This is a genomic window from Vibrio sp. FF266 (assembly GCF_041439695.1).
Taxonomy (GTDB): Bacteria; Pseudomonadota; Gammaproteobacteria; order Enterobacterales; family Vibrionaceae; genus Vibrio; species Vibrio tasmaniensis_A.
In genome coordinates, this window is sequence record NZ_JBGOOO010000017.1 from 26,716 (window position 1) to 45,103 (window position 18,388).

Here is an 18,388-nt window from a genome sequence, read left to right on the forward strand (position 1 = left end):
ATGCCAACTTATCGTTATGTAGGTCGCAGTTCTGATGGCACTCAAGTGACAGGCCAGTTGGATGCGAATAACGAAGATCTTGCTGCTGACAGTTTGATGAGTAAAGGGATCATTCCAACTTCGATTAAACTTGGAAAAAGTGGCGGTTCAATCCTGGATATGGATGTATCCAGCCTGTTTTCTCCGAATGTGCCTTTAGAGGTGTTGGTTCTGTTTTGCCGACAGTTGTATAGTTTAACTAAGGCGGGCGTCCCGCTATTAAGATCGATGAAAGGGTTAACTCAGCACTGCGAAAATAAGCAATTGAAAGTAGCGCTTGAAGAAGTGGTCGCTGAACTCACAAACGGTCGTGGGTTAGCGGCGTCGATGCAAATGCACCCTAAGGTATTTAGTTCATTGTTTGTATCGATGATCAGTGTTGGTGAAAATACCGGTCGTTTAGACCAGGCATTGTTACAACTGGCTGGATACTACGAACAAGAGGTTGAAACTCGAAAGCGAATCAAAACGGCAATGCGTTACCCAACGTTCGTGATTACTTTTATTACAATCGCTATGTTTGTCTTGAATATATTCGTGATTCCTCAGTTTTCGAGTATGTTCGCGCGTTTTGGGGTCGATTTACCACTTCCAACTCGTATTTTAATGGGGATGTCTGAGTTCTTTGTTAATTACTGGGGGTTAATGCTTGGATTAATCTTTGGTCTTGTTTTTGCTTTTAAAGCATGGGTTAAGACAGATAAAGGGTGGGAAAAGTGGGATCGGCTGCGCTTAAAAATGCCAGTGATTGGTGGGGTGGTCAATCGAGCTCTATTGTCGCGCTTCTCACGTACTTTTGCTTTGATGCTAAAAGCAGGTGTACCGCTTAACCAATCGTTATCGCTATCGGCTGAAGCTTTGGACAATCGTTTTTTAGAACTTCGTGTTCAAGGTATGAAATCGGCAATAGAAGCGGGAAGTACCGTTTCTTCTACCGCGATTAACAGCGAGATTTTCACACCACTCGTGATACAAATGATTTCTGTGGGTGAAGAAACGGGTCGTATTGATGAGTTGCTGCTTGAAGTTGCGGATTTTTACGACCGAGAGGTTGATTACGATCTAAAAACGTTAACCGCTAGAATTGAACCTATTCTGTTGACCATCGTTGCGGGAATGGTGCTGGTTTTAGCTCTGGGTATTTTCTTGCCAATGTGGGGAATGCTGGATGCAATCAAAGGTTAGGGGATGCTGAATAACCTACAGCGCTCACGTTTTGTTATTTGGGTTGCGGTTATTCTTTTTCTCGTTATGGGATTGCTTTCTGTATGGAAAACAGTAGAAGAAGAAGCAACGAACACGGCATTAATCGTTGCGAGCAAGCGAATTCTTGAGCAAGCGAATTTGTTCAAACAGCAGTATTTGTTATCTGGTGTGGAGCAAAAGAATGATGCGAAACCGCCAAAGACTTACAGCAGAACGGGGTGGGTTATGCCAATTCAAGACTCGGCTCGAAATTGCGGTTATTGGTTGGAGCAATTATATCCTAAGGGGCGTATTTTAGGTCTCAGCTCTCCAAACATTGAAGACAAAAGTGATAACATTCATTTTCATTGCCGTTATCATTATAGTGATAAGTATCAGATAGATATATTACTCAAAAAAGAAAGATTTAGTGTCAAAGTCAATATATTGCCCTTGTGAACGTATTGGCGCTGTTTTTATGGTTTTATGCATGGTCAAATGTATAATGCGCATTAGCAATTAGATGAGTAGGTAGAAAGTGCTTAAAAATCAAAAGGGTTTCTCCCTAGTCGAGTTAGTCATAGTGATTGTTGTTGTGGGTTTATTAGCTGTTGCAGCTTTACCCCGTTTCTTGGATGTGACAGACGAAGCCAAGAAAGCCAGTATTGAAGGTGTCGCGGGTGGTTTTGCGACAGGCGTACTTTCAGCAAGAGCGCAATGGGAAGCAGAAGCTCGTCCATCAGAAAGAATTGGTGTTGAAATATACAATACTGTAAATTACGATGGTGTTGATTTTTGGCTAACCAGATCAACAAGTAGCAATGGAAGCACTAATTTTAGAGACGGCTACCCATGGTCTATAAACACAAATTCAGCTTCAGCTCCGTCTAATGATGTGACTGATGCTTCGTGTGTCGATTTGATGGAAAACCTTCTTCAGAACCCACCAAAAGTTGGAACATTAACCGATGTGGCTAATGGTTCGAATTACAAATATTCAGCGCAAGCGGATAATAGCAATGACTACTGCACTTACATTCAATTGGAAGGCGGTACTCAGCATCAATTCGTTTACGAGATTAGAACTGGTCGTGTGACCGTAACACTGCAGTAAACCTGCGTTTAAATATACATAGAGAGAAAAGACTATGAAAAAACAAAGCGGTTTCACCCTAATAGAACTAGTGGTGGTAATTGTTATTCTAGGTATTCTTGCAGTTACTGCAGCACCTCGTTTCTTAAACTTACAAGGCGATGCTCGTACATCGTCGATGCAAGGTTTGCGTGGGGCAATGGCGGGTGCGACGGGTATCGTTTACGGCCGTGCAGCAGTAGATGGCCGTGAAGCTCAAATTAAAACAGGTGATGCGGGAACAACGCCGCAAACTACAGATAACATTGCGATCAATTTTGGTTATCCGACAGCTACGGCAATCGGCGTATTACCTCGTGGCATTGAAACTGCTGTAGTTGGTTTACCTGGTACCGATTGGGTTGTAGTGAATGTGACCGAAACTGGTGTTGTTCCAGACGCTGTCGCTTATTCATTTGCGGGGACTGACCCACTACAAGCGAACAATGGTTTTGTATACGATGCAACTACACCTGCTAATAACAATGGCTGTTTTGTCATTTATGTTGAAGCTGCCAATGCCACAACACCTGCATTTGTTGATGTTGTCACTACTGGTGCGAATGGCTGTTAATAGTATTGTCATGGAATATCAAGGCCAGCATTGCTGGCCTTTTTTCTATCTGAAATTTAGGTAAGCGACAAAGACAACTTCCTTTCCCTGAGTTACACTTAATCTTCAAACTATCAAATATTTAGCGGATTGGATTTCGGTGAATCAATTCAATAGAACATACAGAAACATCGGGTTTCAGCAACAAGGTTTTACTTTAGTCGAGTTAATCATTGTGATCTTGTTGATCGCGATTGTCTCTGCCTACGCTGCTAGCCGTCTTTCTGGAAGGGATAGCTTTTCTGCCTTTGCAGCTCAAGAGCAAGTAACTTCTGTTGTCCGCCAAGTTCAAGTGAATCGTATGCAGTCCAATGTGGACCTTGGGGCCGTCGTTGGAGAGAGCAATTTTATTCTCGCTATCGTTGGGAATTGTATCGGTTCCGAAGTGAGCTGTACCGTGCAAAACCAAGCTCGCAGTGATTGGGTTATGCTCAACGGAGTTAACTTAACGGCTGCATCTGATACCACTCCCGCTATTCCTCTATCTCTAGTTAACTTTGATTTATTAGGTAACCCTACAACAGGTGAAACACCTGCAGGCGTTGTCGTTAACGTTGCAGCTGGTGTGGTGATTACGATTACTTCAAATGTGAATACCTGCCGTGTGGAAATTAACGCGCAAGGTTATGTCGAAAATGGGGTGTGCTCATGAATAGTATTCATAAATCACCTGTAAAAGAACGTGGTTTTACATTAATTGAAAGTGTGATTGTGATTGTGGTTATGGGGCTCGCGATGATGACCATCATAAACTTTTTAGCGCCTCAGGTTAGTCGATCTGGTGATCCTCATTATCAGACTCGTTCAGCCGCGCTAGGGCAAAGCGTGATGTCGATGATTCTTGCTCGAGGGTTCGACGAGAATAGTGATTTTGATGGTGGGGAATTTAGATGCGGTGAGGGGGCGTCTGGTGTGAATTGCACTGCTGAGGCTAACTTTGGCCCAGAAGAGGCTGACATTGCTCTATACAATGATGTCGATGACTATGATGGGTGTTGGGAACCCGGTGCAACTAACGGGTGTCGAGACCTTAATCTATTACTGGATGAAAATGGCGCAACAACCTACAGAAACTACCGCCTAGATGTTGATGTGACGTACCAAATGGTCGATCAACTGAAAAGAATCAGCCTAACGATCTCGGCCTCAAATTATCCTCCTATCGTGCTGGATGCCTATCGAGGGAATTACTAATGAGAAGGCAAGGTTTCACTCTTATTGAAATGATTATCACCATGATTGTTGGTAGTATTTTAGTTGTAGGCATTGCTGGGTTTGTTGAATTGGGTGCGCGTGGCTATGCGGACACCGTAGATAGGCAGCGTTTACAAACTCAAGCCAAGTTTGTCTTGGAAAAAATCACTCGTGAAGTGCGTCATGCTGTACCGAATATGTTCAATCAGAATGCTGTCGTCCCGGGAGCTCGCTGTGTTTCATTTTTCCCTATCGTTACCTCTGGGATTTATGCGGTGTCGGGCGATGATATTCAATTTGTTACGGCTGATAATACACTGACGACAGCTGCGCTAACCCCATTATCTTTAGTGATAAACCCTACAGAGGCGGCGCCGACCAATAATATTTTCCCCTTAGCTACTGTAACTGCAACCAATAATACTTTCTTGCTTGCTAATGAGTCTGTAAACCTTGTGGGTAATTCGGTTTCAAATCGACATTATATTTACAATCCTAATGGCCGCGTCACCTATTGCATTGTGAATGGCCGAGTATGGAGAAGTGAAGGTAATGGCGCGCTAATCCCAATTTCGGATACGGGAGTGACTGGGACTTTAGACTATCAACCCGCAAATGTTCAGCGTAATGGTATCGTCCATCTTGAGTTTGAATTTAGAAACCAAGTCGGGGATGAACTGACCAATTTCCAGCAAGACATACAGGTGATCAATGTTCCTTAAAAAAAGACAAGTCGGAAGCCTGTATATTGTCGTCATCTTTGTCTTGGTGGTGATGGGGTTTCTTGCTACAACCTTAAGCCGCATAGAGTGGTCCAATAATGACGCACATACAAAAGATGTGATTGGTACTCAAGCCCATCTTTTAGCTCATTCGGCAATAGAGCGAGCCTTAATGCAGATATATCCACCTAGAGCCAACACAACGGTTTCATTTGATGTGGCTGCAGAGTGTACAAACTTGAATGGAACAGCAATGAACTTCGCAACGACAATTACATGTGCAGATGTTCAAATAACGTGCTCACCAACAGGTGGTCAACTTGTCGATAGTTCTCAGTTATACACAGTAAGAGCGGTCGCAATGTGCGGAACGGGTGTGAATTTAATGCAACGTAGTCAAGATGTGTGGGTGAGGGGAGTAATATAAATGCGCCTACTTAGTAGAGTTAGCCTCGTATTTTTTATTCTTTTTAGTGTGTTGTTTCAAACTAATGCATTGGCTAATCAGTGTTTATCTAAAGGGGCATGGGTAGATGCTCGAAATGGTTTTTGTTTCACTTTTCAAATTGATTCTGATGGAAAAAATCGTGCTCGTTTGGAAGGAACTTACTATTTCCCAATTTGGACCGATGATACTGTTTATCAAGGTTATAGCTCTAATGTTTATGAAAGAGACTATGTATCAGAAAGAAAACAAAGAACTTTCCAAGTTAAATTTACACGAACTTCAAATTATAATGCTAGGCATATTAAAGGCATAATTACCTACTCTGTTGATGGAGTAGTAAAAGGTTCTCCTTTTGCGATCAATTTGTCTCAAAAAACAGGTGTTGATAAATTTTACCCATATTTGAGATTGAACTTAAAAGGAACACAATTTTACGATAGCGATAAATATTGTATTAGTAGTGGTAGCTGTGGAGCATTACCTCCTCCACCCGTAACAAAATTTGATGATGCTCGCTTTGAGTTCGGTCGTTTGGACTCAGCCAACTGTAAAGCTAGCGATTGCACGATCACCTTCAATAAAACCTATAGAACGACTCCATTGGTATTTCTTATGCCAACGATTGATCCTGTTAATCCTGATAGTGATGCGCCTGCAACACTTTCTATAAAAAACATCAGTTCAACGCAAGCGACATTCCACCAAGAAGTTGCTCCTCAACACTGGAATTACAATCTTGCTTCAAAACCAATGTCTTCGATTAGTTACCTTGTGGTTGAACCCGGCACTATAACATTCAGTGATGGACATAAGGCAATTGCAGGTTACCTCGATACCAAAGCGTATCAAGCGCATGGAAAAAAAAGCGATCCTAAGTGGGAGTCAGTCCCTTATTCAAGGTTTAGCTCACATCGAATAGGGGATGATGATCCCGTTGTATTTGCTCAGATTAATAGCTCGACGAACCGATGGTTAACTGCCGGCATTGATGACGTAAATCAAACGAGTGCCAAATTCTATTTAGAGCTGACTCGTGTGGATACAAATAACCCGCCTTCTCAGCCAGAAAAAATAGCGTTTTTAATTTCAGATGAACATGATGGCACGTCAAACGGAATTAATTATGAGTTTGGCCGCATTTCTCTTGATGATGACAGCGGATCCTCAAAACCTATCCTTAAATCTTGTAATGATATGCATGATCTTGAAAACGAATATCAGTCCCTACCTGGAATTGTCGCAAGTAAAGTCACCCGTAAAGGAGGTCAAGGTGGTTGGTTGAGACTTTGTAGCGTGAAGCATAACGGCAGTGACGATAATGACTATCAAGTAGGACTTGTTGTTGATGAAGATCTGTCTCTGAGTGGTTCAAAAGGATGGAGGTCTCATACTGACGAAAAGATCGGGTACTTTGCTTTTCAAGTCAATAAGCTCCCTAAGTTTACGAAAAACTACTGTTCGGCTTTTCCTTCTGCAGTTCAAGGTTGGAGAAACTCGTCAGGTAGCAGTATTGAGATGTGGAACCAATCTAAAATTACCAATGCGTTATTGGAGGCTGGCCAAAGAAAGGTCGGGTTTGGAAGTGCTCAATTTGGGAATGCAGTGAAATGTGATGGGATATCGTGTACTAACGATCCCACAAAGCAAATTGTACAATCTAAACTGGATGATTTCCTGATAACAAATTCAGGTAGTGATATCTGGAATACAACAAAAACGTTAACACCTTTATCTCAAAAGAGCTTATCAATTGGTCAGTCAACCGTGACACTGACTGCTGGCGACTACTATTTTAATTCTTTGAATATCAATACCCACTCTTCCTTGAATATTCAAGGGAAGGTGATTATTCATACTCGATACTTAAATTTATCGAATAATTCAAGGATTAATAATTCAGGTAATGCAGATAACCTTGTAATAGTTGGGTATGACCCTACTAAAGGTTCATCTGGACAAACGTGCCCTGCATATGGTTGTGAAATGGATTTATCCAGTCAATCACAAATCAAAGCATTGATTTACAGCGAGGGGGAGGTTCGGTTATCTAATGGATCACATGTGTACGGTGCGGTTACCGTTCGTGACCTTCATATGAGTGGAGCATCTCAGATTACCGGGGAAAGCCAATGTTTTTCTGAGCCAGAGTTGGTTATTACTCCAGGCTCTAGCTCTGGGTTAGCTTGTACCGGTATTCCTATAAACTTTAAGTTGGTCGATAAAATAACCAAGCAACCTGTCAATAATTACACTGGGACGCTTGATGTTACTATTCCAAATAACAGCTCGGGTGATGCGTGTTGGTTAAATTCTGATAACTCCTGCTCTACGTCATTGACTCATGATTTCGTCGCAGGGCAGATGGCTACTTACACCAAATCCCTGTCAAGTATTGGTCTATCTCCGGTTTCAATTTCTGCTTCGATTCGAGGGCAAAGTAACATAAGTGCAACAGGTGGACCTTATCAATTTGTACCTTATGGATTTAAAATTGAAGATAAACAAAGGGTTGATGGAGGTAAGGGGCAGGTTGCTTTCCGAACATTTGAGACCGAAGTTACCGCAGTGGCATCAGGAGCGGCTAACCCAAGGGCGTGTCAGAAAATATCGGATTATGATGGAGCTAAATCGCTTTATGCTTCCTATGAGCAGATAACTCAAGGCAATAGTGGTTGGAATAATGAGCTATTTCTCAATTCGTATAGCATCAAGGTCGGTAGTTCACCTTTAAATGGAACCAAAGTGAACAATATTGCCTTTAAAAATGGTGTTGCAAAACTGACTTCTCAATACTGGTCGGCTGGTCATATAAAACTTCATTTGGCAGATGCTGACTGGCAGCCCTCGAATCAATCTATACCCAATTGGAAAGGCTTACAGAGTTCTATTGATGTGTATGTTAGGCCATTTGCTTTGGTGAGTTGCCAAGATAACTCCGGTGTACCAAATGCCCCATTCCCTTCCGGTAGCTCAACAGGAGGAGCTTCATTTATCGCCGCAGGTAATACTGCTTACTTAGCGGTTAGTGCGATAGCTTGGGAGCCTAGTGCTGATCGTAATAATGACGGTCTCATTGACAGTTCATTTTCGGGGGATTTATGTAGGGCTCTTTCAGTATCTGGCTTTGATGATGAAGTTGTGTATGTCAATTATGCTCTTGAAAGCCCGAGTAATGGCCATAATGGCGTATTAAGCGTTGGTAATAAAAACAGTGGTGATGAATTGTCACCGCAACCTATCCCTGCTGATATGTGGTTGAATGGCTACGCGTATAAGAGCTTAGCTTGGTCTGAAGTAGGTAGCATTAAACTATGGGCAGACAAACCGGACTACCTGAATGGGATGACGGTGCCAGGTTATAAAACAACCGCTGGTCGTTTTTATCCTAAATATTTTCAAGTGGTGAACAATGCGGTGTGGGATTACCCGGGAAATCAATCATATGCATACATGAATCAGCCTTTTGACGGCGTTACATTTGATGTGGAAGCACTGAGTCTACAACTCACTGCGGTGAAGAACTATGGATATTTTAATCCAACAATTACCGCTAACTTTGCTTTGTATGAGGCTAACCCTGTTTTTGTCAGTCGTTTTCATTCTGGGACTCCGAGTAAGTCGTGGGCTTCCGCCTCGGATAAGAGTATTGGCACATTTACGCTACATGAGAATTCGCCTTCTACTAACTGTGCTAGCGAGTTGTGTTGGGCTAAAGCATCATCGGTTGATGGCTATGAGGATGGACCATTCAATACCGCGGTAAGTGCAACCTCGACGATTTCAATTGATGCTGTGGGGAACAACGTCGATCCTATTAGCTATCACTATAATGGTACTCCTCGATTACTAACGGTTCAGCCTACTATTCGCTTTGGTCGTGCGGTCATGGATAGTGTTGGTAGTGTCGCTGGAGGTGGTATGAATATTCCGCTTCGTATTGAGCATTGGGATGGAACAAGTTTTGTCACTCATGAAGGTGATAACTCGACTAATTTAGCCGGTATAAATACGGAAGGTGACAACCGAGATATTTGGGTTGAAACGGGAGCTACGGCCGCTGATGTAAATTTTTCAGGGGGTGGTGGTGTTGTGAATGGTATATCTAATTCAATACAGGTGGCTCAGTCAAATCCGATCCGACAGCAAACTCAACTTTGGTTAGAGCTGAATCGTGGTGGAAATGTTGCTCCTTGGCTTCGTTATCGTTGGCAAGATGCGAATCGAGTTGAAGTTGACGGTGAAGAAGATCCATCAACAGTAGTCACCTTTGGTATCCATCGCGGGAACGATCGTGTGATCTACCGAGGTGAAAGTGGCTTAATAGGTCAGCAATAATATGATTTTTTGGCTGTTAAGTTAGGAATCTGTAAGAAATTGTGGGTTTCAGTCCATGTTTATACTTCAATGCCTTGCCGTGACAGCAAGGCATTGGTACATTTAGTGCAATTTTTGTCTTCTAATTCTTGCAGGATGAGCGAAGAATATGTTTAAAAAGCTTCGTGGCATGTTTTCAAACGACCTATCGATTGATTTAGGTACTGCCAATACCCTTATATATGTAAAAGGCCAAGGCATTGTTCTTGATGAGCCTTCAGTTGTAGCTATCCGCCAAGATCGTGCGGGTTCTGCAAAGAGTGTCGCTGCGGTTGGTCACGCTGCTAAGCAAATGCTTGGCCGTACGCCTGGTAATATCTCAGCAATCCGTCCAATGAAAGACGGCGTAATTGCTGACTTTTACGTAACGGAAAAAATGCTTCAGCACTTCATTAAGCAAGTGCATGATAACAGTGTTCTTAAACCAAGCCCTCGCGTATTGGTTTGTGTTCCTTGTGGTTCAACGCAAGTTGAGCGCCGTGCAATCCGTGAATCAGCACTGGGTGCTGGTGCTCGTGAGGTTTACCTAATCGATGAGCCTATGGCTGCTGCGATTGGTGCAGGCCTACGTGTATCTGAGCCAACAGGTTCAATGGTGGTTGATATCGGTGGTGGTACGACGGAAGTTGCCGTTATCTCACTAAACGGCGTGGTTTACTCGTCTTCTGTACGTATCGGTGGTGACCGTTTTGATGAAGCTATCATCAACTACGTTCGTCGTAACTACGGCAGCTTGATCGGTGAAGCAACAGCCGAAAAGATCAAACACGAAATCGGTTCTGCTTACCCAGGCGATGAAGTCGATGAGATTGAAGTACGTGGTCGTAACCTTGCTGAAGGTGTTCCTCGTAGCTTTAGCCTGAACTCAAATGAAATCCTTGAAGCGCTTCAAGAACCTTTATCTGGCATCGTATCTGCAGTCATGGTTGCACTTGAACAGTGTCCACCAGAGCTTGCTTCTGATATCTCAGAAAACGGTATGGTACTGACAGGTGGTGGTGCACTGCTTAAAGACCTTGATCGCCTGCTAACTGAAGAAACGGGTATCCCTGTTGTTGTGGCGGAAGAGCCATTAACGTGTGTTGCTCTAGGCGGTGGTAAAGCTCTAGAGATGATCGACATGCACGGCGGTGATCTTTTCAGCGAAGAATAGTATCTAGTGTTAGGCTCTTTTCTTATCTAGTTTTATGTAAAGAGCCTAACACCTTGTCTATAGGATCAAATGTCGCTCTAGGACCAAATATAGAATGAAGCCAATTTTTGGTAGAGGTCCCTCTCTACAATTGCGCCTGTTTTTTGCTGTAACATTATCAGCCAGCCTTATGCTGGCTGATAGTCGTTTAGATGCATTCTCAAATGTCCGCTATCTATTAAACAGCATGGTTGCGCCAATTCAGTATGCCGCTAATTTGCCTCGCACCATGTTTGATGGCGTATACGACCGTTTTAGTACTCGTAAAGGGCTCATTGAATCCAACCATAATATTAAACGAGAAGTCTTGCGACTGAAGAGCGAGTTGATTCTGCTTGAGCAATATCAAGAAGAAAACAAGCGCCTTCGCAAGCTATTAGGCTCTCCGTTTATTCGTGATGAGAAGAAGGTCGTCACAGAGGTTATGGCGGTGGATACTTCACCATACCGACATCAAGTCGTGATCGACAAAGGTCAGATTGATGGAGTGTACGAAGGTCAGCCTGTGATCAATGAAAAAGGCATTGTTGGTCAAGTCACTTTTGTTGCTGCTCATAATAGTCGTGTTTTGCTACTGACTGATGCAAATAACGCAATTCCTGTTCAGGTTATTCGTAACGATATACGTGTTATTGCTTCTGGTAATGGCATGATTGATGAGATCCAGTTAGAGCACATTCCAACCAGTACTGACATACAAGAAGAAGATCTGCTGGTGACATCTGGACTTGGTGGTGTATATCCAGAGGGTTACCCAGTCGCTTATGTGACTGCCGTTGATTATGATCCGAAGCGTGAGTTCGCCGTTATTAAAGCAGAACCTGTAGTTGAGTTTGATAAGCTCAGATACTTGTTGCTTGTGTGGCCTGATGAAAATAAACAGATGCAAGCAGAACAATCCAGTATCGAACAAGCATTGTTAGAAGGTGAAAATGGCCAATAGCGTTTTAAGAAGCAAAGTCGTAATTGGCTGCTCATTTTTGATAGCACTTATTCTACAAACGATCCCTTGGCCGGGTAGTTTAGACCTATTCAGGCCATCTTGGTTATTACTGGTTACCTGCTATTGGGTTTTAGCGTTACCTTACAGAGTTAACGTTGGTAGTGCTCTAGTACTGGGCTTATTGTGGGACCTTTTGATCGGTTCGACTCTCGGTATTAGAGGCATGATGATGGCAATAGTAATGTACATTATTGCAATGAACTTCCTCGTGATTCGAAATATGGCGCTATGGCAGCAAGCGATAATCATTGCAGCCTTAACAGTGTTGTTTGAAGTGCTGATATTCTTTGGTGAATATTTGATCCAAGATGTCGTTTTCAATCCGTTATCGCTATGGAGCGCATTGATAAACTGTATACTTTGGCCTTGGATGTTTTTATTAATGAGACGTGTACGTCGCCATTGGCATGTAAGGTAGAGTGACGATGGAAAAGAAACATTTAGTTTTGGCATCCGGCTCTCCACGCCGCAAAGAATTGTTATCTCAACTCGGTTATGAGTTTTCTGTCCTTGTAACTGATGTCGAAGAGTGTAAACACGCTCAAGAAACCGCCGAAGAGTACGTTAAGCGACTATCTTTAGATAAAGCCTTAGCTGCGTTGTCTTTATTGAAAGGTAACCCTTCTGAAAAACAGCATGTTGCTTCTGGTTCTGATACTGTAGTTGCTAGTTCTCTTGATTCTGAAACAGTGGTTCTGGGCTCTGACACAGTCGTCGTAAGCCAAGGGCAAGTGCTCGAGAAGCCAATAGACCTTGCTGACTCTAAGCGTATGCTTACTCAGTTAGCGAATGATCGTCACCAAGTGATGACGGCAGTTTCTGTTGTATCGGAAGAAAAACAAAAGACAGAAATCATTATTACCGACGTATGGTTTAAACCCCTCAGTGAAAAAGAAATAGAACAATACTGGCAAACAGGGGAGCCATGCGATAAAGCTGGTAGCTATGGGATCCAAGGTTTGGGCGGACGCTTTGTTACCCGAATCGAAGGTAGTTATTACGCCGTTGTCGGCTTACCTTTATTTGAAACGGACCAGCTACTGCAAGAATTCTTATAATTACTAATCTGAGGTGCACCATGAGTGCTGAATTGTTGCTGAACGTGACCCCGAGTGAGACTCGTGTGGCCATGATTGAAGGGGGAGCTCTTCAAGAGATCCATGTCGAACGAGATGCTCGACGCGGGATCGTAGGAAATATCTACAAAGGACGTGTAAGCCGTGTTTTGCCTGGAATGCAGGCGGCATTTGTGGATATTGGCCTTGATAAAGCAGCTTTTTTGCACGCCTCTGATATTGTCCCCCACACTGAATGTGTTGCTGAGAATGAAAAGAAGCAATTTCAGGTTCGTGATATTTCAGAGCTTGTTCGCCAAGGGCAAGATATTGTCGTTCAAGTGGTCAAAGATCCTCTTGGTACCAAAGGTGCCCGTCTAACCACAGACATTACTTTGCCATCTCGTTATCTGGTATTCATGCCGGGCGCAAGCCACGTTGGTGTTTCTCAGAGAATTGATAGTGAGTCAGAACGCAACCGCCTAAAAAAAGTCGTGTCTCGTTACTGTGACGAGCACGGTGGCTTTATCATCCGCACGGCAGCAGAAGGCGCAGATTCAAATGAGTTGGCGCAAGATGCCGCATTCTTGAAGCGATTATGGCTAAAGGTGTTAGAACGTCGTGGTAAGCACAAAGCTCGTACTCGCTTGTATGGTGAGTTGTGCTTAAGCCAACGTATCTTACGTGATTTTGTCGGTACTGAGCTGAGCAAGATTCAGGTCGATTCTCGTCTAGAATATGAAAATCTAAAAGAGTTTACTTCTGAATACGTGCCTGAGCTAACAGACAAGCTTGAGTTGTATGAAGGTGATAAGCCTATCTTTGATATGTACGATACCGAGAACGAAATTCAACGTTCATTGGATCGCAAAGTCGAATTGAAGTCTGGTGGGTATCTGATTATCGACCAAACAGAAGCGATGACAACCGTCGACATCAATACTGGTGCCTTTGTTGGTCGTCGTAATCTAGAAGAGACGATTTTCAATACTAACGTCGAAGCGACACAAGCTATTGCTCGTCAACTTCGCCTTCGTAACTTAGGCGGCATCATCATTATCGATTTTATTGATATGCTGTCTGAAGAACACCGTAAGCGAGTACTAACTTCTTTAGAAGCTGCATTAGACAAAGACCGTGTGAAAACCAACATTAATGGCTTCACACAGCTTGGTTTGGTTGAGATGACTCGTAAACGTACTCGTGAAAGTATTGAGCATATTCTGTGTTCTAGCTGCCCTGCTTGTGAAGGTCGCGGTAGCGTGAAGACAGTTGAAACCGTTTGTTATGAAATTCTTCGAGAGATCACACGAGTGAATCGCGCGTATGACGCCGATAAGTTTGTTGTTTATGCGGCGGCTGCCGTTGCCGAGGCGTTAGAAGGCGAGGAATCTCACGCGCTTGCTGAGCTTGAAGTGTTTATTGGTAAGCAAGTTAAAATCCAGGCTGAGCCTCTGTACATACAAGAGCAGTTTGATGTTGTTATGATGTAATGGATATTTTGTGAGTTCAAGCGTTACTCTGATTCTTCGTACATGTTTATGGTTAGTGGTTACTCTCTTAGTAACACTAGCCATTGCTGTCACTACACTGCGTGTAGCCTTACCCAATTTAAATAAGTATCAATCTGAAATTGAGCTTTGGGTAAACCAACATTCCGGTTTTGAGTTTTCTATTCAAGATGTGGGTGGTTTTTGGCGTAACACTCATCCCTCTATTGCTCTGCAAGGTGTTAAGGCTAGCCTTCCCAACGCAGAAGATGTAGCTTTCTCTGTTGAGCGTGTTGAAGTTGAGTTTGACTTGATTCAATCGGTCGTGCAGATGCGTCCTGTCGTGGCCGATTTGGTCATGAATCAAATGTACCTCGACATCCGCTCAATTGATCTATTTGCCGGGCAAAACGGTAAAGATGTACCTAAAGACCCCGGCTCTTCCAAGCGAGTGATGCAGGAGCTGGACAATTTACTTTTAAAAACTTTGGTGGATGTGACCGCTAAAGATTCCTCTCTTCTATATCGAACTATCTCTGGTGAAGAACGTCAGCTTGATATCGAAACTTTAAAATGGCAAAACTCAGGTAAACATCACCTTGCGGAGGGTGTAGTAAGTATTAAAGACGCTAATCTCAACTCTTTGTCAGTAAGTGCTAACTTTGTTGATGGTGGCTCTTTAACTGATATGACGGGCGAGTTTTATGTCAGCGCGGATAGTATCTCAGTAATGCCTTGGTTAACTCGTTATATGCAGGCAGAATCCGGCATTGAGACGGGCACGGTGAGCTTGAATAGCTGGCTAACGCTACGAAATAGCAAGCCAGTTAGCGCTTATGTTGAGGTATTACCTTCAGAACTGACTTGGAATGAAGATGGTCAACATGACTTGATGCTTGAGTCGGGTGTTTTTAAATTATCCCCCATTGATGGTGGATGGCAGGTTAATGGTCACTCACTAAATCTAAGAACGGATGACAGGCCTTGGCCTGAACTTGATGTCGCTTTCAAGTGGAATAAAGGCCCGTGGGAACTTAATGTTTCTGAACTTGATGTTGAAACCATTACTCCGTTGATCAAGTTGATGCCAGATTCTTCGCAATCTACCCAAATGATCAATGCATTGGCACCGGGCGGTATCGTTTCAGACATTCGCGTTGCGATGGACTCTGGAATTGAAAGCTTGCGTTACTCTGCGAACTTTTCCGATTTGGCGATCGAACAATGGGAGTTAGTCCCTGGCTTTAGCCAAGTATCAGGGCATGTGTTTGGCTCGGCTTCGGAAGCGAAAGCCAGCTTATATGTTATTGATGATGTGTTTCCTTATGGTGATGTTTTCCAAGCGCCTCTGAATATCAAACAAGGTCAGGTTGATATTGTTTGGCAGCAAGATGAAAACGGCTGGAAACTGTGGTCGGACAAAATCACTGCAGCCACGCCAGATTTACAAGTACTAGGCGCATTTCGCTTGGACTTTCCAAATAACGCTAGCCCTTACCTTTCTTTTTATGGTGAAGCGGACGCTTACAACGTCGGTGAAACATGGCGCTATTTACCGACATTGGCACTTGGCCAAGACTTAACCGATTACCTTTCAACGGCGATTCAAGCGGGTAAGGCCGACACCGTTAAATTACTCTGGCATGGTGAATTAGCCCAATATCCGTACACCAATCATGATGGCATTTTCCAAGTTTGGGTTGGCTTAGAAGACGCTAAGTTCAGCTTCGATACCGCGTGGCCATTGATAACCGACCTTCAACTTGATCTGTTATTTGAAAATGATGCGATGTATTTAGACTCTCGCTCCGCTCAATTGATGGATGTGGCGGCAGATCGAATCACTGGTCGTATTCCTTATTTAGGGGAAGGCGGTCATATCGAAATTGAAGCTAAAGCAACGGCGTCTGGTAATGCAGTTCGAAATTACATGACTGCTTCGCCACTCGTAGATTCTGTGGGTGCTGCGTTAACTGCGCTTAAAGTGAGTGGTGATGTCTCTTCTGAGTTCCAGCTTAATATTCCGTTTGATTCTGAACAAGAACCTAGAGCGTGGGGATATGCAGATCTGAGTGGTAATCATGTTGAGATTGAAGCTCCACCAATGGTGCTAGAGAACACCACTGGTCGTATTGAATTTGATAATGATGTCGTGACAGCAAGTGGTCTTGCAGCTGATTTGCTTAATCAAGGTATCTCGGTTGACTTTAAAGGTCTTAATGATGGACCTGGCTATGCAGTGGATCTTGATGTGTTAGGTGATTGGGACGTCAATCCTCTAAAGCCGTATGTCGGAGAGCAGTGGTTAAGCCGTTTGTCGGGTCATGCACAATGGCAAAGCCAGATCGATATTCAACTTAATGATATTGGTTTTACTTACCAACTCGACTTACAGTCAGACCTCAAATACTTAGCGAGTGATTACCCATACCCATTAGCTAAAAAGTCATTAGAAAGTGGCTCGGCAAGGCTACAAGCCTCGGGCAATCAAGAATCGATTACCGCGCGTCTGCAATTGCCGAGCACTAAATACCAAGCTGAGATTGATATTTCCGGCGATGTTCCTGAATTAACGGCGACCAATTTAGTCCTTGGTCGTGGTGGCTATAAAATTAGCCCCGTGGTAGGGCACCATGCCTTGATTCGTACCGATAAGTTCAATGCCGATGACTGGCTGTCAGTAGTCATGGAGCCAGTGCAACCATCGGATGCTGTCCTTAGCCAGATGAACACGCCAACCATTCCAGCGCCACGTCGCATCACCTTCGAGAGCAAAGAGCTGATCTTAGGTGGTATTTCTTGGAATGATGTTGATTTTAGCGCTCGAAAAAATAAGCAAGCATGGCAAATGGAAGTGTCTAGCCAAGAGCTAGAAGGGGATATTAACTACCTGCCACCTTATGATTTGACGGTTTCATTGGATCGCCTGCATCTGTTTGTTCCTGGGTGGAGTGACAAGAAAAACCAAGATCAACTGCTACAGCGTAAGGCGCAAGAAGCACCATTGATCTCTGAGTTGGATAGAAAGCTCCATGATGCGATGCCGAATTTGACGCTGACCTTGAACGACTTCTGGCTTCAAGGCTATAAAGTTGGCAAGGTTGATGTTGAAATGGCGAGAAAGGAAGACCGCATTGAGTGGAATAAGATTCAGGTGAGAAGCGGCGGAAATAAAGCGGATATCAGTGGCTGGTGGGAACTGCAAGGCGATAAGAGTCATTCATCGTTAACTCTTGATGTTGAAGGTGAAAACAACAGTGAGTTAATGGAGCGTTTCGGTATTACTTCCGGGATTCAAAAAGCGCCCTTTGAGTTAGAAGGTCAATTGACTTGGGATGGTTCGCCTTGGGGGATCAAAATGGATACCCTTGATGGCAACGTTAAAACCCAATTTGGTAAAGGTATTATCTCGGATGTGAGTGGCGCAGCTCGATTACTGGGGCTGTTTAGCCTAGATTCGATTATCCGTAAGATGCAGCTCGACTTCTCGGACGTATTTGATAATGGCATGGCATTCAACAGCATCACAGGAACTGGCGAGATTCAAAATGGTATCTTTCTGACTAATGATCTGAATATGGATGCGGTCGCCGGTGAGATGAAAATAAAAGGGATCGCCAACCTCAATACACGCGAGGTCGATGCTGAAGTGAACTTCACCCCAGATATCACCTCCGGGATTCCAGTATTAACGGCTTTTGCGGTAACGCCTCAAACAGCGCTATACGTGTTAGCGGTGACTACGGTTATTTCTCCGGTTGTTGAAGTCTTTACCCAAGTTAATTATTCGGTGAAAGGGCCGTTGGATTCACCAACAGTGAGCGAGCTTTCTCGCAGTTCTGGAGAATTTCAGCTACCAGAAAAACTCAGAAAATTAGCCGAATAAGCCTTAAATTAGCCAAATAAACCTTAAATTAGCCGAAAAGACCTTAGTATCCTAA

General features: G+C 43.5%; 15 protein-coding genes. All 15 read left to right on the top strand.

Going from position 1 to position 18,388, the window contains the following annotated elements; translation table 11 throughout:
* The 15 genes from ACED59_RS13950 (at window position 1) to ACED59_RS14020 (ending at window position 18,333) form a co-directional block, all read left to right on the top strand.
* Window positions 1–1,224: a type II secretion system F family protein gene (locus ACED59_RS13950; protein ID WP_017098886.1), complete on the top strand. Its 1,224-nt coding sequence runs from the start codon at window positions 1–3 to the stop codon at window positions 1,222–1,224.
* A gap of 3 nt (window positions 1,225–1,227) precedes the next feature.
* Window positions 1,228–1,683, top strand: a complete 456-nt coding sequence (locus tag ACED59_RS13955) for a hypothetical protein (protein WP_017098887.1) — start codon at window positions 1,228–1,230, stop codon at window positions 1,681–1,683.
* Between the two features lie 79 nt (window positions 1,684–1,762).
* A complete protein-coding gene (locus tag ACED59_RS13960) occupies window positions 1,763–2,338 on the top strand; it encodes a prepilin-type N-terminal cleavage/methylation domain-containing protein (RefSeq protein WP_017098888.1) in 576 nt (191 codons plus the stop codon).
* Window positions 2,339–2,372: 34 nt separating this feature from the next.
* Window positions 2,373–2,930, top strand: a complete 558-nt coding sequence (locus ACED59_RS13965; RefSeq protein ID WP_017098889.1) for a type II secretion system protein — start codon at window positions 2,373–2,375, stop codon at window positions 2,928–2,930.
* A 139-nt stretch (window positions 2,931–3,069) separates the two neighbouring features.
* The gene (locus ACED59_RS13970; RefSeq protein WP_017098890.1) at window positions 3,070–3,621 is read left to right on the top strand and encodes a prepilin-type N-terminal cleavage/methylation domain-containing protein; all 552 of its coding nucleotides are present in this window, start codon (window positions 3,070–3,072) and stop codon (window positions 3,619–3,621) included.
* A complete protein-coding gene (locus ACED59_RS13975) occupies window positions 3,612–4,163 on the top strand; it encodes a prepilin-type N-terminal cleavage/methylation domain-containing protein (RefSeq protein ID WP_017098891.1) in 552 nt (183 codons plus the stop codon). Before ACED59_RS13970 ends, ACED59_RS13975 begins: the two co-directional genes overlap by 10 nt.
* Window positions 4,163–4,885, top strand: a complete 723-nt coding sequence (locus tag ACED59_RS13980; protein WP_017098892.1) for a PilW family protein — start codon at window positions 4,163–4,165, stop codon at window positions 4,883–4,885. The genes ACED59_RS13975 and ACED59_RS13980 overlap by 1 nt, the downstream gene beginning before the upstream one ends.
* Window positions 4,875–5,312, top strand: coding sequence for a hypothetical protein (locus ACED59_RS13985; RefSeq protein ID WP_017098893.1), 438 nt, complete (start codon window positions 4,875–4,877; stop codon window positions 5,310–5,312). The genes ACED59_RS13980 and ACED59_RS13985 overlap by 11 nt, the downstream gene beginning before the upstream one ends.
* The gene (locus ACED59_RS13990) at window positions 5,313–9,668 is read left to right on the top strand and encodes a DUF6701 domain-containing protein (RefSeq protein WP_241820700.1); all 4,356 of its coding nucleotides are present in this window, start codon (window positions 5,313–5,315) and stop codon (window positions 9,666–9,668) included. It abuts the gene before it with no gap.
* A 148-nt stretch (window positions 9,669–9,816) separates the two neighbouring features.
* The gene (locus tag ACED59_RS13995; protein ID WP_009847850.1) at window positions 9,817–10,860 is read left to right on the top strand and encodes a rod shape-determining protein; all 1,044 of its coding nucleotides are present in this window, start codon (window positions 9,817–9,819) and stop codon (window positions 10,858–10,860) included.
* A gap of 94 nt (window positions 10,861–10,954) precedes the next feature.
* Entirely contained in the window at window positions 10,955–11,842 is an 888-nt protein-coding gene (gene mreC / locus ACED59_RS14000; protein ID WP_012603147.1) for a rod shape-determining protein MreC, read from the top strand.
* Window positions 11,832–12,320 (top strand): rod shape-determining protein MreD, encoded by a 489-nt coding sequence (gene mreD, locus ACED59_RS14005; protein ID WP_009847848.1) that lies wholly within the window; start codon window positions 11,832–11,834, stop codon window positions 12,318–12,320. Before mreC ends, mreD begins: the two co-directional genes overlap by 11 nt.
* Window positions 12,321–12,327: 7 nt before the next feature.
* Window positions 12,328–12,960, top strand: a complete 633-nt coding sequence (locus tag ACED59_RS14010; RefSeq protein ID WP_017098896.1) for a nucleoside triphosphate pyrophosphatase — start codon at window positions 12,328–12,330, stop codon at window positions 12,958–12,960.
* Window positions 12,961–12,980: 20 nt separating this feature from the next.
* Window positions 12,981–14,450, top strand: a complete 1,470-nt coding sequence (gene rng / locus ACED59_RS14015; protein WP_009847846.1) for a ribonuclease G — start codon at window positions 12,981–12,983, stop codon at window positions 14,448–14,450.
* A 10-nt stretch (window positions 14,451–14,460) separates the two neighbouring features.
* Complete coding sequence (locus tag ACED59_RS14020; RefSeq protein ID WP_017098897.1) at window positions 14,461–18,333, top strand: YhdP family protein; 3,873 nt, start codon at window positions 14,461–14,463, stop codon at window positions 18,331–18,333.
* Window positions 18,334–18,388 lie beyond the last annotated feature (55 nt).